The sequence below is a fragment of the Kitasatospora sp. NPDC001159 genome (genome assembly GCF_053598235.1).
Window position 1 is genome coordinate 24,088 of record NZ_JBSFJV010000011.1, and the last position, 20,114, is coordinate 44,201.

The following is a 20,114-nucleotide window of genomic DNA, read 5'->3' on the forward strand; positions in this document are numbered from 1 at the left end:
GTGAAGCCCCTTTCAGTCGGATGGTGCGGCAGGATTGCGGTGACCCGTCGGTGTACATCCACACACCACCGAGTCACGCAACGGCGCGCGACAGGAGCCAAGAAGTCATGCAGACCAAGCTGGACGCAGCCAAGGCCGAACTGCTCAAGAAGGCAGCCGCAGCCGCTGAGAACAGCCAGGTGGGAGGAGCGGCGCCCGGGGAGGGGTTGAGCAACGGCGCTCTGACCGCGTACCTGCACCACTACTACCTGCACACCGCCCCCGAGGACCTGGTCGACCGCGACCCGGTCGACGTGTACGGTGCGGCCGCCTCCCACTACCGTCTGGGCCTCAAGCGCCCCCAGGGCACCGCCGAGGTGCGGGTCCACACCCCCTCGGTCGAGGAGAACGGCTGGTCCTGCGGCCACACCGTGGTCGAGGTCGTCACCGACGACATGCCCTTCCTGGTGGACTCGGTCACCAACGAGCTGTCCCGCCAGGACCGCGCGATCCACATCGTCATCCACCCCCAGCTGGTCGTCCGCCGTGACATCACCGGCAAGCTGCTGGAGATCCTGGACGTCGACGCCTGCTCCCGCAGCCAGGCCGCCGGCACCGAGTGGCCCGCCGACGCGACCGTCGAGTCGTGGATGCACATCGAGATCGACCGCGAGACCGACCGCGACGACCTGCGCTCCATCGAGACCAACCTGCGCCGCGTCCTCGGCGACGTCCGCGAGGTCGTCGAGGACTGGGGCAAGATGCGCGAGAGCGCGCTGCGCCTGGCCGACGAGCTGGCCGAGGAGCCCCCTACCGGCCTGCCCGAGCAGGAGGTCGGCGAGGCCTGGGAGCTGATGCGCTGGCTCGCCGACGACCACTTCACCTTCCTCGGCTACCGCGAGTACGACCTGGTCGAGCACGAGGGCGAGGAGGTCCTCAAGGCCGTCGCCGGGACCGGCCTCGGCATCCTGCGCTCCGACCCGCGCAGCCACGACGACCGCCACCACTCGGTCTCCGAGGCCTTCGGCCGCCTCTCCGCGCCGGTGCGCGCCAAGGCCCACGAGAAGAAGCTCCTCGTCCTGACCAAGGCCAACAGCCGCGCCACCGTGCACCGTCCGGCCTACCTGGACTACGTCGGCGTCAAGAAGTTCAACGCCGCCGGCGAGCCGATCGGCGAGCGCCGCTTCCTCGGTCTGTTCTCCTCCGCCGCCTACACCGAGTCGGTCACCCGCATCCCGGTCGTGCGCCGCAAGGTCCAGGAGGTGCTGGACGGCTCCGGCTTCTCCAGCGAGAGCCACGACGGCCGCGACCTGCTGCAGATCATGGAGACCTTCCCGCGCGACGAGATCTTCCAGACCTCGGCCGACGAGCTGCTCTCCATCGCCACCAGCGTGCTCTACCTGCAGGAGCGCCGTAAGCTGCGCCTCTTCCTGCGCCAGGACGAGTACGGTCGCTACTTCTCGGCGTTCATCTACCTGCCGCGCGACCGCTACACCACGCGCATCCGGCTGCTGCTCACCGACATCCTCAAGGAGGAGCTGAACGGCGCCACCATCGACTACACGGTGTACGCGACCGAGTCGGTGCTGACCCGCCTGCACTTCGTGGTCCGGGTCGCCCCGGGCACCGAGCTGCCCCAGCTCACCGACAGCGACATCGAGCGGATCGAGAACCGCCTGGCCGAGGCCGCCCGGTTCTGGATGGACGGCTTCCACGACCAGCTGCACACCGAGCTGGGCGAGGAGAAGGCCGCCGAGCTCGGCCACAAGTACGCCAACGCCTTCCCCGACGGCTACCGCGCCGACTTCCCGCCGCGCACCGCCGTCTCCGACATCAAGCAGATCGAGTCGCTGCACGGCGAGGGCGACTTCCGCCTGAACCTGTACCAGCCGGTCGGCGCGGGCGACGACGAGCGCCGCTTCAAGATCTACCGGGTCGGCGGCCCGATCTCGCTCACCGAGGTCCTGCCGGTGCTGCAGCGACTGGGCGTCGAGGTGCTGGACGAGCACCCGTACGCGCTGCGCCGCTCCGACGGCACCACCGCGTGGGTGTACGACTTCGGCCTGAAGCTGCGCGAGGCCACCGGGCTCACCGACGAGGCCCGCGAGCGCTTCCAGGAGACCTTCGCGGCCACCTGGACCGGCAAGGCCGAGAACGACGGCTTCAACGAGCTGGTGCTGACCGCCGGGCTGAACTGGCGCCAGGCGGTGGTGCTGCGCGCGTACGCCAAGTACCTGCGCCAGGCGGGCTCCACGTTCTCCCAGGACTACATGGAGGACGCGCTCCGCAACAACACCCACACCACCCGCCTGCTGGTCAACCTGTTCGAGGCCCGGCTGAGCCCGAGCCACCGTTCGGGTGCACTGGAACTGACCGAGGGCATCCTGGAGGAGCTGGCCGGCGCGCTCGACGAGGTCGTCTCGCTGGACGAGGACCGCATCCTGCGCTCCTTCCTGAACCTCATCAAGGCCACCCTGCGGACCAACTTCTTCCAGCACGACGGCTCCGGCGAGTGGCACTCCTACGTGTCGATGAAGTTCGACCCGAAGGCCATCCCGGACCTGCCGGCCCCGCGCCCGGCGTTCGAGATCTGGGTCTACTCGCCGCAGGTCGAGGGCGTGCACCTGCGCTTCGGCAAGGTCGCCCGCGGTGGTCTGCGCTGGTCCGACCGGCGTGAGGACTTCCGTACCGAGATCCTCGGCCTGGTCAAGGCCCAGATGGTCAAGAACACCGTCATCGTGCCGGTCGGTGCCAAGGGCGGCTTCGTCGCCAAGCAGCTGCCGGACCCGTCGGTGGACCGTGACGCCTGGCTGGCCGAGGGCATCTCGTCGTACAAGACCTTCATCTCGGCGCTGCTGGACATCACCGACAACCTGGTGGCCGGCGAGGTCGTCCACCCGGCCGACGTGGTCCGCCACGACGAGGACGACACCTACCTGGTCGTCGCCGCCGACAAGGGCACCGCGACCTTCTCCGACATCGCCAACGGCGTCGCGGAGTCGTACGGCTTCTGGCTGGGCGACGCCTTCGCGTCCGGCGGCTCGGCCGGCTACGACCACAAGGGCATGGGCATCACCGCCCGCGGCGCCTGGGAGTCGGTCAAGCGCAACTTCCGCGAGCTCGGCGTCGACACCCAGTCCGAGGACTTCACCGTCATCGGCATCGGCGACATGTCCGGCGACGTCTTCGGCAACGGCATGCTGCTCAGCGAGCACATCCGCCTGGTCGCCGCCTTCGACCACCGCCACATCTTCCTCGACCCGAACCCGGACGCGGCCGCCTCCTACGCCGAGCGCCGCCGCCTGTTCGAGCTGCCGCGCAGCTCCTGGGACGACTACGACAAGTCGCTGGTCTCGGCCGGCGGCGGGGTCTTCCCCCGCAGCGCCAAGTCGATCCAGATCAGTGCGCAGGTCCGGGCCGCCCTCGGCATCGAGGAGAGCCGCCTGACCCCGGCCGAGCTGATGAAGGCGATCCTGCAGGCGCCGGTCGACCTGTTCTGGAACGGCGGCATCGGCACCTACGTCAAGGCTTCCGGCGAGACCAACGCCGAGGTCGGCGACAAGGCCAACGACGCCATCCGCGTCAACGGCGAGCAGGTCCGCGCCCGGGTCATCGGCGAGGGCGGCAACCTCGGCTGCACCCAGCTCGGCCGCATCGAGTACGCGGCCTCCGGCGGCCCCGAAGGCACCGGCGGCTGGATCAACACCGACGCCATCGACAACTCGGCCGGTGTGGACACCTCGGACCACGAGGTCAACATCAAGATCCTGCTCAACCAGGTCGTCGCCGAGGGCGACATGACGGTCAAGCAGCGCAACGCTCTGCTCGCCGAGATGACCGACGAGGTCGGCCACCTGGTGCTGCGCAACAACTACGCGCAGAACGTGGTGCTGGCCAACGCCGTCTCCCAGGCGCACAGCATGTTCAACGTCCACGCGCGGATGATCAACCGCTTCGAGGCGGCCGGCCAGCTGGACCGGGCGCTGGAGTTCCTGCCCGCCGAACGCCAGATCCGTGAGCGCCAGCAGAGCGGCCGCGGCCTCTCGCAGCCCGAGATGTCCGTGCTGCTCGCCTACACCAAGATCATCCTGGCCGACGAGCTGCTGACCACCGACCTGCCCGACGACCCGTACTTCCGCGCCTCGCTGCACGAGTACTTCCCGAGCGCGCTGCGGGCGAAGTTCGCCGACGCGATCGACAGCCACGCGCTGCGCCGCGAGATCATCACCACGCTGATCGTCAACGACACGATCAACCGCGGTGGCTGCACCTTCGCCTTCCGCCTGAAGGAGGAGACCGGCGCGACCTACGAGGAGATCGCCCGGACGCACACCGCCGCGCGGGCCGTCTTCGGCCTGGAGGAGATCTGGGCCGAGATCGAGGGCCTCGACAACAAGGTCCCGGCCCGGGCCCAGACCAAGATGCGGCTGCACTCGCGCCGCCTGGTCGAGCGCGCCACCCGGTGGATGCTCAACAACCGCCGCCAGCCGCTCGACGTCGCCGGCACCATCGAGTTCTTCCACGACCGGGTCAACCAGGTCTGGGGCTCGCTGCCCAAGCCGCTGCGCGGCGAGGACCTGACCTGGTTCGAGTCGATCTACAACGAGCTCGCCTCGGCCGGAGTGCCGGAGGAGCTGGCCACCCGGATCGCCGGCCTGTCCTCGGTCTTCCCGACCCTGGACATCACCGAGGTCGCGGACCGCTCCGGCAAGGACGTCGCCGACGTCGCCGAGCTGTACTACGACCTGGGCGACCGCCTGCAGATCTCGCACCTGCTCGACCGCATCATCGACCTGCCGCGCACCGACCGCTGGTCGTCGATGGCCCGGGCCGCGATCCGCGAGGATCTCTTCGCGGCGCACGCGGCGCTGACCGCAGACGTCCTGGCCTGCGGCCCCGAGGGCGCCACCCCCGAGGAGCGCTACAACGCTTGGGCGGATCTCAACTCCACCCTGCTCAACCGCGCCAAGAGCACCCTCGACGACATAAGGGGTTCGGACAACTACGAGCTGTCCAGCCTCTCGGTCGCGATGCGCGTCATCCGCACCCTGCTGCGCACCGGTTCGATGCGCTGACGGACGGCCGAACGGAAGGGCCCGCGGCCTCGGGACGCGGGCCCTTCCGCGTTCCCGGCTCCGGCCGTCCGGGGCGGCGCCGTCGTTGGCGTCAAGTGCGCGCGGCCACCTGACCTCCCGGGGGCGGGGCCACGGACACCTCCGTGGCCCCGCCCCCGGTCGTCTTGCCCCGCCGCGTCAGCGCGAGGCGGCGCGCTGGAGGGCGCTGGCGAGGAGGGCGAGGTCGGTGGGGCCGTTGCCGAGCTCGCGGACCGGGCGGCGGGCGGGTGGGGCGCCGAGTTGGAGCGGGTCTATCGCGACCACGGTGGGCCGCAGGGTGGCGGTGCGGGGGATGCGGCCGCTGATCCGGGCGGTCTGGAAGGCGGTGACCCCGCCGTCGGGCCGGCGCAGGTAGCCGCGGCCGGGGGTGTCCTCGGGGATGGCGGCCGCGTCGCCGAGGTGGATCAGCAGGTCGGAGTCGGCCGGATCCTCGGTGCGCAGGGCGATCCGGAGCAGGGCGGCCTCGTCGACCTCGGTGCCGGCGCTCTCCTCCGGGCGTCCGGTGGCGACCGCGAGGTGGATGCCGAGCGGGCCGCCGCGCCGGGCGACGGCGGCGAGCACGCGGGCCAGCGGGCGACCGGCCGGCGAGGTGGGGGAGAGCAGGTCGTCGTAGTCGTCGACCACGACGACCAGCCGGGCCGGGGCCGGGTCGGCTGGGGAGGCGGCCGGCCGGGCGTCGGAGGCGCTGCGCGGCGGGATGATCCGCGCGCCGCCGGGCGAGGTGGCACCGACCGTGGCGGGCACCGGGACCTGCGGGCGGTTCGCGCCCAGGCCCTGGCCGTCCAGGCCGCGTCCGTCCAGGCTGTGCCCGTCCAAGATGCGTGCCGCGTGCCAGGCGGCGAAGTCCAGCCCGTCGAACAGCCGCTCCCGCAGGGCGAGTTCGTCCTCCAGTGCCTCGGCCGCGAGCAGTGCGGCGCGCGGGTCGGAGGCGGCGTTGACCCGCCCGGTGACGTGCGGCAGCTCGGTGCAGCCGTCCAGGCCGTCCTGCCCGTCCGCGGCGGCCCGGCCCTCGATGAGGGTGACGGCCAGGCGCTCGGGCCGTTCGGAGACGGCGAGCGAGGCGACCAGGGTGCGCAGCAGTTCGGTCTTGCCGGAGCCGCGCGCGCCGCCGATCAGCAGGTGCGGGCCGCCCGGGTCGGGGGAGGGGAGGGCGAGTTCGGGGTCGGCCAGGTCGAGGGTGCACAGCTCGTCCCGGGTGGTGCCGAGCAGCGCGCCGGCCGCGCCGATGCCGCCGGCGTGGGCGGCCCAACGGGCGGACAGCTTGGCCGGGGTGACGGTGTCGAGCTGGAGCAGGTCGAGCAGCCGCAGCGCGTCCGGCAGCGGGCCCCGCGCGGCCGGGGTGGCCTCGCGCAGCGGGGCGAGGACGCGGGCGAGCCGCTCGGCCCAGGCGTCGGAGACGGCGTCCAGCGAGACCTCGTGCAGGGTCTCGCGGCCGCGGGCCACCGGGCGGTCGATGGAGAGGTGGGTGCCGACCTCGCCGGTGATCAGCGCGGTGGCGCCGAGGCCGCGGGGGAGCAGTTCGGGCTGCTCGGCGAGGCAGATCGGGAAGATGCCGACCGCCGGGCCCTGCCGCAGCAGCAGGTCGAGCGCGTGCCGGGCGGCCTCGGTGGCCGGGCGGCCGTCCACCACGACCACGGTGGCGGGGTGGCCGCTGAGGCCGGCCGGGCCGCTGAGCCGGGCGGTGAGCTCGGTCAGCCGCGCGGTGGCCTGTTCGTCGTCGAGGCCGAGCAGCAGTCGGCAGTCCTGGCCGTCGGCGGGGCGCAGGTGGGGCAGCCAGAGCGCCCAGGCCCAGGTGTCGACGCGTTCCTCGGGGCCGCGGGCCGGGTCGGCGTCGACCACGACCAGGCTCAGCCCGGTCGGCGGGTGCAGCGCGGCGAGTTGGGCGACGACGGCGCGGGTGAGCGCGTCCAGGCGCTCGCGGGGGCCGCTGAGGCCGAGGCTGCCGGCGGTCTGCAGGTCGAGGGTGACGGGGACGGCGGGCAGCATGGTGCCGGGCGTGGTTCCGGGGCCGCCGGGGCGGTCGGCGGTGCCCAGGCGCAGGGTGAGCGCGTCGGGGTGGCCGGGGCCGCGTTCCCAGAGCCGGGGGCCGGGGCCGACGGCGTTGAGCAGCACGGTGGCGAGGTCGGGCCAGCGCTCGCGCTGGGCGGCGGCCTGGCGCAGCCGTACCGCGGCGTGGTGGCGCTCGGCGCTCTCCTCGGGCGGTTCGGCGGTGCGGCCGGACAGCAGGGAGAACAGGCCGAGGCCGCGCCCGTGGGTGGGCTCGGGGGCGGTGGGCGGCTCGATCACGGGCGGTGCGGGCCGGACCGGGCCGGGGGCGGCGAGCTGGAGGTGGCCGTTGCCGTCGGGCAGGGCGGTGCGAGCGGGTTCCCCGGCCGGTTCGAAGACCTGCAGGGTGGACTCGCCGATCCGCAGCAGGGCGCCGTTCTCCAGCGGGACCGCGGCTTCGGCCGGGGCGGGCGGGACGAGCCGGCCGTCCAGGGTGGTGCCGTTGGTGGATCCGAGGTCGCGGACGGCGATCCGGCCGTCCTCGCCGAGGTGCAGGGCGAGGTGCAGCCGGGAGACGTCCGGGTCGTCGAGCGGGACGTCGGCCTCGCCGGAGCGGCCGATCCGGATCTCCCGGCCGTGCAGCCGGTGCACGCCGCCGGCGTCCGGGCCGCCGACCACCCGCAGCTCGGCGGCGGGGGTGTCGTCGGGGTCGTCGGCGGTCGGGTCGGGCTCGTTGAGGCTGAGGACGGCTCCGTCGAGCAGCGGGGGGTGGCCGAGCAGGGTGTGTTCGTCCACCCGGTGTGCCCCGGCATACAAGTGCACGTGGGTGGCGGCCCGCGGTCCGCGCACGCCCACGGCGCCCGCGAGCGCGCCCGCGATGGCGCCGAGCGCGGTGCCGACGGGCGCGGTGACCAGTACGTCCACGTAGGGGATGGCGGAGCCGGCGGCGGTCGGGCCGCTGCGCGGTCGGAGGACGGTCAGCCGGATCTGCATCTCGCCCGCGGGTCCCTTCTGCTGGTGTGATGCCTGGTACCGCTGCCAGGTGTCGTCGCGGTCGCACCGGGCGGTCGCGTCGATCCTTCGGGCCACACGAGTGGCGAGTGTCCATCCTGCCATCCGGCGTGGACAGTCCGCGCACCGTACCGGATTTGACGATCTTGCGATCATCGCCATGGTGGAGGCGACGGAGAGTCAGGTCAACCGCGGCCGTGACGGCGCCGCGACGGGCCCCGGCGAGCGGCTCCGGCCAGTCCCCTGGGGCGCGTCCGGGCAGTCCCCTAGGGGATGTCCCCCAACCCTGCTCGGGTGGCCCGCCGGTCACCTCAAAAACCCGAACGGACACGGTTAGAGTGGCCGCAAACACGGGCCCGGCAGGCTCACCGCACCGGCGGAGGAGCGCCCCGCGCGGGCGGCACGGCGAGGAGTGCGACAGGTGCGGCCAGTCGGCAGCAAATATCTGCTTGAGGAGACCCTGGGACGGGGTGCCACCGGGACCGTCTGGCGCGGCCTGGTGCGTCCGGACGTCCAGGTGCCGGGCAGTGAGCCCGGGCAGCAGGTGGCGATCAAGGTGCTGCGCGAGGAACTGGCGGCCGACCCGGACGTCGTGATGCGCTTCCTGCGCGAGCGCTCGCTACTGCTGCGGCTGACCCACCCGAACATCGTCCGGGTCCGTGACCTGGTCGTCGAGGGCGAGCTGCTGGCCCTGGTGATGGACCTGGTGGAGGGCCCGGACCTGGCCCGCTACCTGCGCGCCAACGGCCCCTTCAGCCCGATCGCGGGCGCTCTGCTGATGGCCCAGGTCGCCGACGCGCTGGCGGCCAGCCACGCGGACGGGATCGTCCACCGCGACCTCAAGCCGGCCAACGTGCTGCTCGCCTCCGTCCTGGTGGACGGCACCGAGCAGATGCACCCGCTGCTGACCGACTTCGGCATCGCCCGGCTCGCCGACTCCCCGGGCGTCACCCGCACCCACGAGTTCGTCGGCACCCCCGCGTACGTCGCGCCGGAGTCCGCCGAGGGCCGCCCGCAGACCTCCGCGGTGGACGTCTACGGCGCCGGGATCATGCTGTACGAGCTGGTCACCGGCCGCCAGCCGTTCCAGGGCGACAGCGCCCTGGCCGTCCTCCAGGCCCACCTGGCGCAGGAGCCGCAGCGGCCAAGCACCATGCCCGAGCCGCTCTGGACGGTGGTCGAGCGCTGCCTGCGCAAGGACCCGGCCCAGCGGCCGAGCGCCCCCTCGCTGGCCCGCGCGCTGCGGGTGGTCGCGGCCGGGGTCGGCGTGCACGCCTCCCCGGCGGCGGTGGACGAGGCGCTGGCGGTCGCCGCCCTGCTGCTGCCGGACCCGCAGCCGACCACCGTGCCCGGCACCATGCCGGCCGTGCCCGGGGCCGGCGCCGAGGACCGCACCCAGGTGCTCCCCCCGCCCCCGGGCGGCCCGCAGTACGACCCGGCCGGGGCGACCCGGGTGATGGGCACCCAGCCGCCGCCCGCGCCCCCGTACGGCACCCAGGACCGCACCCAGGTGATGCCGCCCACCGCCGTGCCCCCGCCCCCGCCCGGAGCGCCCGCCGCGCCGCAGGAGGAGGTGCCGCACCCGTGGCAGACCCAGCTGCGCGCGGCGCGCGACCGCAACCAGCAGACCCAGGTCGGCTACTTCGGCCCCGAGGACTTCGAGGAGCCGCAGGTCGCCCCGCCGCCCTACCAGGCCGGACCGGGGGGCCAGGCCGGCCAGGGCGCGCCCGGCTACCAGCCGCAGCCGCCGGCCGGCTACCGCCCGGACCAGCGCCGCCAGGGCCCGCCGCCCGGCTACGCCCAGCGCCCGCCGGTCGCCCCGCCGCCCTACCAGGGCGGCCAGGGAGGCCAGGGCGGCCGAAACAGCCGGGGAGGCCAGGGCGACCCCGGCGCGCAGGGCGGCTACCGGCAGCCCCCGGCCGGGTACGGCCAGCCGCAGGGCGGCTACCCGCCGCCGCCCGCCCCGGTGCCGCGCCGGGCCGAGCCGCCCGCGCCGCAGTACCGGGAGCCCCCGCAGCGCCGCGAGGAGCCGCCCGCGCCGCCCCGGCGCGAGCCCGCCCCGCCGCGCGAGCGCCGCCCGCGCAGCCGCAACCGGATGTACATCCCGGGGCTCGGCTGCCTCAAGGGCTGTCTGATGGTGCTGCTGGTGCTGGCCCTGGCCGGCATCGCGTTGTGGAACTTCACCCCGCTGCCGCACTACTGGGACAACGTCGTCGGCTGGTTCGACTCGGCGCGGGACTGGGTGAACAGCGTCTTCGGCAAATAGCCGCGGATCGCCTCCGGGGTGGCAGGATTGACGCTTTGTCGACAATTCACAAGATTTCTCGCCCCGGAGTCCCGCCCCGGGGCCGTCAGACGGCCCGCACGGGGGGTCGGGGCGCGTAGGTTGGTCGCTGTTGTCCCGCCCCACCGAGCGCGCCCGGACCCCCGGAGCGCTCCCGCGCCGCCCACGGAGCAGCATTGGCACGCAAGATCGGCAGCCGGTACACCGCCCACCAGGTGATCGGCCGGGGTTCGGCCGGGACGGTCTGGCTCGGTGACGGGCCGGACGGCCCGGTGGCGGTCAAGCTGTTGCGTGAGGACCTCGCCGCCGACCAGGTGCTGGTCGGCCGCTTCGTCCAGGAGCGCACCGCGCTGACCAGCCTCGACCACCCCCGGGTGGTCGGCGTGCGCGACATGGTGGTGGACGGCAGCGACCTCGCCCTGGTGATGGAACTGGTCCAGGGCACGGACCTGCGCTCCCGGCTGGAGCGGGACGGCGCCCTCCCGCCGCAGACGGCCGCCTCGATCATCGCCGACGTCGCCGACGGCCTGGCCGCCGCGCACGCGGCCGGGATCGTCCACCGCGACGTCAAGCCGGAGAACGTCCTGCTCGACCTCGCCGCCGCCCCCGGCCCCGGCGGCGCCCCGCGCGCCAAGCTCACCGACTTCGGCGTGGCCCGCCTGGTCGACGCCCCGCGCCGGACCCGGGCCACCCGGATCATCGGCACCCCCGACTACCTCGCCCCCGAGATCATCGAGGGCCTGGAGCCGCGCGCCGCCGTCGACATCTACGCCCTCGCCACCGTGCTCTACGAGCTGCTGGCCGGCTTCACCCCGTTCGGCGGCGGCCACACCGGCGCGGTGCTGCGCCGGCACGTCACCGAGCAGGTGCCGCCGATCCCCGGTCTGCCGGACGGGCTGTGGCGGATCATCTCGGAGTGCCTGGCCAAGGCTCCGGCCTCCCGGCTGCGCGCCGCGGAACTGGCCGCCCGGCTGCGCGAGCAGCTGCCCTCGCTGGCCGGTCTGCCGGTGCTGGTGGTGCCTTCCCAGGGCCGCGCCCCGGCCGAGGAACAGCTGACCCCCGGCGAGGCCGTCTACGCCGAGATCGACGCCGGCCCGGGCACCCACAAGCGGCGCCGCGGTCCGGCCGTCCCGCTGGTGCCCGGCGTCGCCCCGGACTCCACCCGGGACACCCACACCAGCCTGCGCCGTCCCTCGGCCGAAGAGCTGGCCGCGTACGCGGCCGAGTCGCGCGCCCAGCGCGCCGCCCCGGGCCACCGCCGGGACCGCCAGGCCCTGCTGCGCCGCCGCCGGCTGCTGGCCGTACTGCTGGCTACCGTCCTGCTGCTGGCGGGCGCCGCCGCGGCCTGGACGGCCTTCGCGGCCACCGGGCCGGACCGCGGCCACCCGCCCCGCCCGGCCGTGCACAGCACCGCCCAGCGGGCCCCGTAGGGCCGGTCTCCCGGGTTTTGTCCGGATCGGGTAGGGCCTACGAGGCGGGCCCTGACTCCGGGCGGACCGGGGGTGTCGTCATGACCACCCCCGGAACCATTACCCTGGGGGCGTGGCAGCCGTCGATCCTTCCGAAGAGCTCAAGAACCTCGATACGACCATGGGGTCGATCGAGGCCGTCCTCGACCTGGACAAGATCCGGGCCGACATCGCGGTCCTGGAGGAGGAGGCAGCCGCCCCCACCCTGTGGGACGACGTCGCGAACGCGCAGAAGGTGACCAGCCGGCTCTCCTTCCTCCAGGGCGAACTGCGCCGGGTCGAGGGCCTGCGCGGCCGCATCGACGACCTGGGTGTGCTGTTCGAGCTGGCCGAGGCCGAGGACGACGCGGACACCCGCGCCGAGGCCGAGGCCGAGCTGGTGGCCGTCAAGAAGGCGGTCGAGGAGCTGGAGGTCCGCACCCTCCTGTCCGGCGAGTACGACGCCCGCGAGGCGCTGATCAACATCCGTGCCGAGGCCGGTGGCGTCGACGCCGCCGACTTCGCCGAGCAGCTGATGCGCATGTACCTGCGCTGGGCCGAGCGGCACGGGTACCCCACCGAGGTGTACGACACCTCGTACGCCGAAGAGGCCGGCATCAAGTCCGCGACCTTCACCGTGAAGGTGCCGTACGCCTACGGCACCCTCTCGGTCGAGCAGGGCACCCACCGTCTGGTGCGCATCTCGCCGTTCGACAACCAGGGCCGCCGGCAGACCTCCTTCGCCGGTGTCGAGGTGCTCCCGGTCGTCGAGCAGGCCGACCACGTCGACATCGACGAGGGCGACCTGCGGGTGGACGTCTACCGCGCGTCCGGTCCCGGTGGCCAGGGCGTCAACACCACCGACTCGGCGGTGCGCATCACGCACATCCCGACCGGCATCGTGGTCTCCTGCCAGAACGAGCGCTCGCAGATCCAGAACAAGGCGTCCGCGATGAACGTCCTCCAGGCCAAGCTGCTCGAGCGGCGCCGCCAGGAGGAGAAGGCGGCGATGGACGCGCTCAAGGACAGCGGCAGCTCCTGGGGCAACCAGATGCGCTCCTACGTGCTGCACCCGTACCAGATGGTCAAGGACGTCCGTACGGCGTTCGAGGCCGGCAACCCGCAGGCGGTGCTGGACGGCGACATCGACGGCTTCATCGAGGCCGGCATCCGGTGGCGCAAGCAGCGCGAGACCAGCGCCGAGTAAGCACCCGGACACGGAGAAGGCCCCCGACCGCAGTGGTCGGGGGCCTTTCCGTACGTCTCGTCGGTTCTCAGGCCAGCGCCTGCCGCACGTCTCGTCGGTTCTCAGGCCAGCGCCTGCCGCGCGATCAGCGCCACCGCGAGCAGACCGGCCAGCAGGGCCAGCAGCATCGCGGGGGAGAGCGTGGCGAACGGCCCCTGCTGCTCCTGCAGCCGGGCCCGGTTGGCGCGGCACACCGGGCAACGCCCCTCGCTGACGCGGCCGTTGCAGTTGGCGCACACCAGATGGTCGCACGTCATGCGATCTCCTCCTCGCTGCTACAGCCAACGCGCCGGACGGGGCTTTGGTTCCTTTTCCTGCCCTGTACGGGGGAGCGGCCGAACACGGTCGCCACCTCCACTCTGCCAGGTTCTGGCGCTTCCGGCTCCCGGGCTGTGAGATGGCTCGCAATATTCAGGGCATAACTGGACATTCTCTCCCAGATTTCGATCGCCGTCCTGGACCGACCCTGCGAGCCGGTCGCCGATTCGCGTATGGTCCCAGACCGGGAGCGGCCCTCCGCGCTCCCTTCGCCCGCCCCGGGACCGGGCCTCCGGGGTGGACCGACCGAGGACTGGCGCCGCCTAGGATGGCCTCCGTGATGCAGCCGTGATCAGATTCGACAACGTCTCCAAGACCTATCCCAAGCAGAACCGTCCCGCCCTGGACAACGTCTCGCTGGAGATCGAGAAGGGTGAGTTCGTCTTCCTGGTCGGCTCGTCCGGCTCGGGCAAATCCACCTTCCTGCGCCTGTGTCTGCGCGAGGAGCGCCCCAGCACCGGTTCGGTGCACGTGCTGGGCAAGGACCTCGGCAAGCTGTCCAACTGGAAGGTGCCGCACATGCGCCGCCAGCTGGGCACCGTCTTCCAGGACTTCCGCCTGCTGCCGAACAAGACGGTCGCGCAGAACGTCGCCTTCGCCCTGGAGGTGATCGGCAAGCCCAAGAGCGCCATCAACAAGGTGGTGCCCGAGGTGCTGGAGCTGGTCGGCCTCGGCGGCAAGGAGGACCGCATGCCGGGCGAGCTGTCCGGTGGTGAGCAGCAGCGCGTGGCGATCGCCCGCGCGTTCGTGAACCGCCCGATGCTGCTCATCGCGGACGAGCCCACCGGTAACCTCGACCCGCAGAACTCGGTCGGCATCATGAAGCTGCTCGACCGCATCAACCGCACCGGCACCACGGTGCTGATGGCCACCCACGACCAGGCCATCGTCGACCAGATGCGCAAGCGAGTCATCGAACTCGACAAGGGGTTGCTCGTCCGCGACCAGGCCCGCGGCGTCTACGGGTACCAGCACTGACCCACCAGCGCTGACCCGTGGGGCCCGCCGGCCCGCACGCCAGACCGAGCAGTACCGACCCTGGAGTTGTTTCCCGCATGCGTGCCCAGTTCGTCCTGTCGGAGATCGGTGTGGGTCTCCGACGCAACCTGACCATGACCATCGCGGTCGTCGTCAGTGTCGCGCTCTCCCTCGCCCTCGCCGGTTCCTCGCTCCTGGTCCGTGACCAGGTGAACTCCATGAAGGGGTACTGGTACGACAAGGTCGAGGTGAGCATCTACTTCTGCACCAAGGCGGATGCCCGCAACTCGCCGCAGTGCGACAAGGGCGCGGCCACCGACCAGCAGGTCCAGGACATCAAGGACCAGCTGGACAAGATGAGTTCGGTGGTCCAGTCGTCCACCTACGAGAGCTCCGCCGACGCGTACAAGCACTGGAAGGAGATGAACCCGGACAACCCGCTCATCTCCGTCCTGGGTGCGGACGCCATGCCGCAGTCCTGGCGGGTCAAGCTCAACGACCCGACCAAGTACGACGTCATACAGAGCGCCTTCGCCGGCAAGCCCGGCGTCAAGTCGGTCGAGGACCAGCGGAAGATCCTGGAGAACCTCTTCGGCCTGCTCAACGGTCTCCAGACGGCGGCCTTCGTGATCATGGTGCTGATGCTCTTCGTCGCGTTGCTGCTGATCGTCAACACCGTCCGGGTGTCGGCGTTCAGCAGGCGGCGCGAGACCGGCATCATGCGCCTGGTCGGTGCCTCGAACTTCTACGTCCAGATGCCGTTCATCGCCGAGGCCGCGTTCGCCGCGCTGCTGGGTGCGGTGATGGCCTCGGGCCTGCTGCTCGGCGGGCACTTCTTCGTCCAGCACTGGCTGGCCGACCGGGTGCAGTTCATCCACTTCATCGGCCTGAGCTCGGTGCTCGCGGTGATCCCGCTGCTGGTCGTGGTGGGTATGGGCATGGCCGGCATCGCGGCGTTCTTCACGTTGCGCAAGTACCTCAAGGTCTGATCCCCGTCGGAATGCCCCGGCCCCGGACGGCACTGCGCCGTCCGGGGCCGTCGCCGTTTCGTGGTCCGTCGTTCCGGCCCGCCGCGCGCGATGCGGTGTCTACACTCCGGTCCATGCCGCAAACTCCACGCGGGGCACGTCAGGTGGCCGCCCTCAGCCTGGTGTTCGGCGCCGTGCTGATCGCCGGCGCCGCCACCGGTGCCTGGGGTGACCCGGGCGTGCCGCCGCACCGCGCCTCCGCCGACCTCGCCCCGGCCGCCGCCGGGCTCCCGGCGGACCCGGCGGGCACCGCGCTGTCCGAGCAGCAGGCCGAGCACCTGCTCGCGGCCGGCGGTGACCGCTGGGGCGCGTACTACAGCGCCCGGGAGTACGCCGAGTTCAGCCAGGGCCTGGACGGCCGCTACCTGGGCGTCGGCCTCTCGGTCGGCCGCGGCGAGGACGGCGTCACCGCGGTCTCCCGGGTCACCCCGGCCGGACCGGCCGCCGAGGCCGGGATCGCCCCCGGTGACCAGCTGCTGCGGATCGACCAGGACCAGGCCGACCGGCTGCCGGTCACCGAGGTGGTCGCCCGGCTGCGCGGGCAGGGCGGAGAGCGCGGGGTCGGCTCCGAGGTCACCCTGGCCGTCCGGCGCGGCGACGGGCAGGTGCGCGAGCTGCGTCTGCGGCGCGTGCTGCTGGACAGCCAGCAGGTCGCCGCCGAGCGGCTGGACAAGGGGGACCTGCGGATCACCGTCCGGGCCTTCACCAGCGGCGTGGCCGAGCAGGTGCGCACCGCGCTGCGCGCCCCGCACACCGGCGTGGTGCTCGATCTGCGCGGCAACTCCGGCGGGTTGGTGGACGAGGCGGTCGGCACCGCCGGGGTCTTCCTGGACGGCGGGACGGTCGGCTCGTACCAGGAGCGCGGCGAGAAGCGGGAGTTGACCGCCCCGTCGGGCGGCGACCAGCGCACCCCGCTGGTGGTGCTGGTGGACGGCGGCACGATGAGCGCCGCCGAACTGCTCGCCGGCGCCCTGCAGGACCGCAGTCGCGCCGTGGTGGTGGGCTCCCGGACCTTCGGCAAGGGCACCGTCCAGCAGCCCAGCAGGCTCGCCGACGGCGCGGTGCTGGAGATGACCGTCGGCCGCTACTACACCCCGGCCGGCCGCTCGCTGGACGGCACCGGCCTCGCCCCGGACGTCCCGGCCGCGGTCGGCGAGGACGCTGACGCGCTGGCCCTGCGCGTCCTCGCCGGGCTCGGCACCCGGGCCTGAGGCCCGCAGGTGTCCCACCGACACCCGCCGACACCCGCCGGCGCACCGCGCCCGCGCCTAAAGCAGCTGCCCGATCCTGCGTCGAAGTGCGAGAATGGCCGCGCTATGGCAAAGGAAACCGGACAGAAGCTGATCGCGCAGAACAAGAAGGCGCGACACGAGTACACGATCCTCGACACCTACGAGTGCGGCCTCGTACTCACCGGCACCGAGGTGAAGTCACTGCGCGAGGGGCGGGCCAACCTGGTCGACGGCTACGCCTACATCCAGAACCACGAGGCGTGGATCGACAACGTCTTCATCCCCGAGTACACCCAGGGGACGTGGACCAACCACGCGGCCCGGCGCAAGCGCAAGCTGCTGCTGCACAAGCTGGAGATCCGCAAGATCGAGACCAAGGTCCGCGACGCGGGCCACACCCTGGTCCCGCTGTCGCTGTACTTCAAGGACGGCCGGGTCAAGCTCGAACTCGCGCTCGCGGTCGGCAAGAAGTTGTACGACAAGCGCCAGGCGCTGCGCGAGAAGCAGGACACCCGCGAGACGGCGCGTGCCGTGGCCGCGGCCCGACGGCGCCAGGGTTAATCCGCTGGACCCTCGCCCGTCGCCTCGCGTACTATGGCGCCAGCAACACGGACGGTCGCCGTCCGAGCTGTTTCTCAACAAAACATGGGGATGATCGGTTTCGACAGGGGATGTTGAAACAGGGGAAGCGAGCCGAGGAACGCGGCAATGATCTCGTTAACCACGTGTCGCAAAAAAATAATCGCCAACTCTAAGCGCGATTCCCAGCAGTTCGCTCTCGCTGCCTAATAAGCACCGATAGCGCTTGGGTGTCAGACCGGGGAGTTCCCGACCCGGACCCTGGCATAATCTAGGGAACTCAACCGTCCGCCCGGGCTGCGAGGGTGGATGGGAAATCAAACAGCAGCTGGGCCTGTTGGCGGCTTGTCCGTGTGACCGCCAGGGCCGAGAAAAGCACAGCGGACTGCGCTCGGAGAAGCCCTGAATTAACTCCACTGGACCCGGGTTCGATTCCCGGCATCTCCACCACCCCATGTTCACACCGAAGGCCGTCCACCGCTCCGCGCGGGGGGCGGCCTTCGGATTTTTTTACGATCCCGGTGCGGCGCGGCCGCCCGCCCGGGCGTAGGATCATCCGTCCGCTCGTTTTCCGGAGCCGGATTCCGTCGCAACCCCCGAGGCCATGCAGAGCAACACGGACACCACCCCCACCGCCGACCACGAGACCGTCCGCGAGCGCGAGATCGCCGGTGAACAGCAGCACCTCGACACCGTCTACCACCGGCTGGAGGAGAAGCTCGCCGAGGCCGAGTACATCCTGGAGGACGCCGCCAAGCGGGTTCACGTCGGCACCCCCGGCGCGCTCGCCGAGCGCGACGCCCAGGTCTACCGGGCCGGCGCCCACCTCCAGCGACTCAACAACGAGTTCGAGGACTTCCTCTTCGGCCGGATCGACCTCCAACAGGCGGACGCCCCGGAGGAGCACGGCATCCCGTCCAACACCCCGCTGGACCCGGCCGACCCAGCCGTCGCCGAAACCCTCCACATCGGCCGCCTGGGCGTTCTGGACGCCGAGTACGGCCCGCTGGTGATCGACTGGCGGGCCCCCGCCGCCGCGCCGTTCTACCGCGCCACCCCGGTCGATCCGGGTCGGGTGGTCCGCCGCCGGGTGATCCGCTCCAAGGGCCGCAAGGTGATCGGCGTCGAGGACGACCTGCTGCGCCCCGACCTCACCCCGACCCTGGACGGCCGGGAGCTCGCCGTGGTCGGCGACGGCGCGCTGATGGCCTCGCTCGGGCGCGCCCGCAGCCACTCGATGCGCGACATCGTCTCCTCGATCCAGAAGGAGCAGGACGAGGTGATCCGCGCCGCCGCGGCCGGTGCCACCCTCGTCACCGGCGGCCCCGGCACCGGCAAGACCGCGGTCGCCCTGCACCGCGCCGCCTACCTGCTCTACCAGGACCGCCGCCGCTACGCCGGGGGCATCCTGGTCGTCTCGCCGACCCCGCTGCTGGTCTCCTACACCGAGGGCGTGCTGCCCTCGCTCGGCGAGGAGGGCCAGGTCGCCATCCGCGCGGTCGGCTCGCTGGTCGACGGCATCGAGGCCGGCACCTACGACACCCCGGAGGCGGCCCGGGTCAAGGGCTCGGCCCGGATGGCGCAGCTGCTGCGCCGGGCCGCCCGGGCGGCGCTGGAGCTGGGCGCCCCGCAGGAGCTCAAGGTGGTCGCCCGAGGCGAGGTGCTGAAGCTGGACGCGGGCCGGCTGAAGGCCGTCCGCGGCAACGTCGTGGGCTCCGGCGGCACCCCGTTGAACCTGCTGCGCCCGCGCGCCCGCCGGCTGCTGCTGGACGCCCTGTGGCAGGAGGCCGTCAAGCACCTGCCCAAGCCCACCGACCACTACGCCCGTGAGCAGCGGCAGGAGGAGAAGGAGTCCTTCGACGAGTACGTCTCGGACGAGGCGCCGTTCCTGGACTTCCTGGACGCCTGGTGGCCGACCCTGACCCCGCGCCGGGTGCTCGGCACGCTCAAGCAGAGCCGGCACACCAACCGGATCGCCCGCCGCGCCGTCACCCCGGACGAGGCGAGGCTGCTGGCCGCCTCCTGGCGCCACCTGTCCCCGGAGGGCGAGGGCGCGCTGTCCGCGCACGACGTCGCGCTGGTGGACGAGCTGCAGGTGCTGCTCGGCGAGCCGGCCCGGCCGAAGGTGCGCGAGGTGGACGCGGTGGACCTGCTGAGCGGCCTGGAGGAGGTCACCACGTTCGCCGACCGCAGCGCCCGCCAGCGCGACCGCCAGCCGGTCGAGCGCAAGGAGTACGCGCACGTCATCGTGGACGAGGCGCAGGACCTCACCCCGATGCAGTGGCGGTTGATCGGCCGCCGGGCCCGGATGGCCACCTGGACGATCGTCGGCGACCCGGCGCAGTCCTCCTGGCCGTTCCCGCAGGAGGCCCAGGCCGCGCTGGACGAGGTGCTCTCCGGCAAGCCGCGCCGCCGCTTCACGCTGACCGTCAACTACCGGAACCCGGCCGAGATCGCCGAGGTCGCGGCCAAGGTGCTGGCGCTGGCCGTGCCGGGCACGCCCTCGCCGAGCGCGGTGCGCCGGGTCGGCGTGGAGCCGCGCTTCGCGGCCGTCACCGACCCCTCGCCGGAGGCCTTCGGCAAGGCCGCCAGGGCCGAGCTGGAGCGGCTGCTGGGTGAGGTGGACGGCACCGTCGCGATCGTGGTGCCGATGGACCGCCGGGCGGAGGCGGCCGGCTGGGCCGAGGGCCTGGGCGAGCGCGTGGTGGCGCTGGGCAGCCTGGAGGCCAAGGGCCTGGAGTACGACGCGACGGTGGTCGCCGACCCGACCGGCATCGCCGGCGAGTCGGAGGCCGGTCTGCGGGTGCTGTACGTGGCGCTGACCCGGGCGACCCAGCGGCTGACCGTGCTGTCCGGCCCGGACGACCTGCCGGACGCGGCCGGCGTGCCCGCGCTGCTGCACGGCTGACCC

11 protein-coding genes and 1 other RNA gene are annotated in these 20,114 nt (G+C 72.7%); 10 read left to right on the forward strand and 2 right to left on the reverse strand.

Going from position 1 to position 20,114, the window contains the following annotated elements; all coding sequences use genetic code 11:
- Positions 1–107 precede the first annotated feature (107 nt).
- Positions 108–5,054, forward strand: coding sequence for an NAD-glutamate dehydrogenase (locus tag ACWC9T_RS08455; protein WP_449820277.1), 4,947 nt, complete (start codon positions 108–110; stop codon positions 5,052–5,054).
- Positions 5,055–5,231: 177 nt separating this feature from the next.
- Here ACWC9T_RS08455 and ACWC9T_RS08460 read toward each other — a convergent pair whose 3' ends face one another.
- The gene (locus ACWC9T_RS08460; RefSeq protein WP_449820278.1) at positions 5,232–8,168 is read right to left on the reverse strand and encodes an FtsK/SpoIIIE domain-containing protein; all 2,937 of its coding nucleotides are present in this window, start codon (positions 8,166–8,168) and stop codon (positions 5,232–5,234) included.
- Between the two features lie 343 nt (positions 8,169–8,511).
- On the opposite strand from ACWC9T_RS08460, the gene ACWC9T_RS08465 reads away from it, so the two are divergent.
- The 3 genes from ACWC9T_RS08465 (at position 8,512) to prfB (ending at position 13,029) form a co-directional block, all read left to right on the forward strand.
- The gene (locus ACWC9T_RS08465; protein WP_449820279.1) at positions 8,512–10,356 is read left to right on the forward strand and encodes a protein kinase domain-containing protein; all 1,845 of its coding nucleotides are present in this window, start codon (positions 8,512–8,514) and stop codon (positions 10,354–10,356) included.
- A gap of 194 nt (positions 10,357–10,550) precedes the next feature.
- Entirely contained in the window at positions 10,551–11,804 is a 1,254-nt protein-coding gene (locus tag ACWC9T_RS08470; protein WP_449820280.1) for a serine/threonine-protein kinase, read from the forward strand.
- A gap of 112 nt (positions 11,805–11,916) precedes the next feature.
- Complete coding sequence (prfB, locus tag ACWC9T_RS08475; protein ID WP_449820281.1) at positions 11,917–13,029, forward strand: peptide chain release factor 2; 1,113 nt, start codon at positions 11,917–11,919, stop codon at positions 13,027–13,029.
- Between the two features lie 101 nt (positions 13,030–13,130).
- Here the strand turns inward: prfB and ACWC9T_RS08480 are convergent, their stop codons facing one another.
- Positions 13,131–13,325, reverse strand: coding sequence for a hypothetical protein (locus ACWC9T_RS08480; RefSeq protein WP_449820282.1), 195 nt, complete (start codon positions 13,323–13,325; stop codon positions 13,131–13,133).
- Positions 13,326–13,674: 349 nt separating this feature from the next.
- Here ACWC9T_RS08480 and ftsE point away from each other — a divergent pair, with 349 nt between their 5' ends.
- The 6 genes from ftsE (at position 13,675) to ACWC9T_RS08510 (ending at position 20,111) form a co-directional block, all read left to right on the forward strand.
- A complete protein-coding gene (gene ftsE / locus ACWC9T_RS08485; RefSeq protein WP_360239098.1) occupies positions 13,675–14,364 on the forward strand; it encodes a cell division ATP-binding protein FtsE in 690 nt (229 codons plus the stop codon).
- Positions 14,365–14,441: 77 nt separating this feature from the next.
- The gene (ftsX, locus tag ACWC9T_RS08490; protein ID WP_449820283.1) at positions 14,442–15,353 is read left to right on the forward strand and encodes a permease-like cell division protein FtsX; all 912 of its coding nucleotides are present in this window, start codon (positions 14,442–14,444) and stop codon (positions 15,351–15,353) included.
- Positions 15,354–15,466: 113 nt separating this feature from the next.
- On the forward strand, positions 15,467–16,603 hold the full coding sequence (locus ACWC9T_RS08495; protein WP_449820284.1) for a S41 family peptidase: 1,137 nt from the start codon (positions 15,467–15,469) through the stop codon (positions 16,601–16,603).
- Between the two features lie 105 nt (positions 16,604–16,708).
- Positions 16,709–17,185, forward strand: a complete 477-nt coding sequence (smpB, locus tag ACWC9T_RS08500) for an SsrA-binding protein SmpB (protein WP_449801790.1) — start codon at positions 16,709–16,711, stop codon at positions 17,183–17,185.
- Between the two features lie 86 nt (positions 17,186–17,271).
- Positions 17,272–17,653, forward strand: a transfer-messenger RNA (tmRNA) gene (gene ssrA / locus ACWC9T_RS08505).
- A gap of 154 nt (positions 17,654–17,807) precedes the next feature.
- Positions 17,808–20,111, forward strand: coding sequence for a HelD family protein (locus tag ACWC9T_RS08510; RefSeq protein ID WP_449820285.1), 2,304 nt, complete (start codon positions 17,808–17,810; stop codon positions 20,109–20,111).
- The last annotated feature ends 3 nt before the right edge of the window (positions 20,112–20,114 follow it).

What these genes read in the sequence shown, in the direction of transcription:
- ftsX (WP_449820283.1), top strand. Translation starts at nt 14,442, where the DNA reads ATGCGTGCCCAGTTCGTCCTGTCGGAGATCGGTGTGGGTCTCCGACGC.
- ACWC9T_RS08480 (WP_449820282.1), bottom strand. Translation starts at nt 13,325, where the DNA reads ATGACGTGCGACCATCTGGTGTGCGCCAACTGCAACGGCCGCGTCAGC.
- ACWC9T_RS08455 (WP_449820277.1), top strand. Translation starts at nt 108, where the DNA reads ATGCAGACCAAGCTGGACGCAGCCAAGGCCGAACTGCTCAAGAAGGCA.
- ACWC9T_RS08510 (WP_449820285.1), top strand. Translation starts at nt 17,808, where the DNA reads ATGCAGAGCAACACGGACACCACCCCCACCGCCGACCACGAGACCGTC.
- smpB (WP_449801790.1), top strand. Translation starts at nt 16,709, where the DNA reads ATGGCAAAGGAAACCGGACAGAAGCTGATCGCGCAGAACAAGAAGGCG.
- ACWC9T_RS08495 (WP_449820284.1), top strand. Translation starts at nt 15,467, where the DNA reads ATGCCGCAAACTCCACGCGGGGCACGTCAGGTGGCCGCCCTCAGCCTG.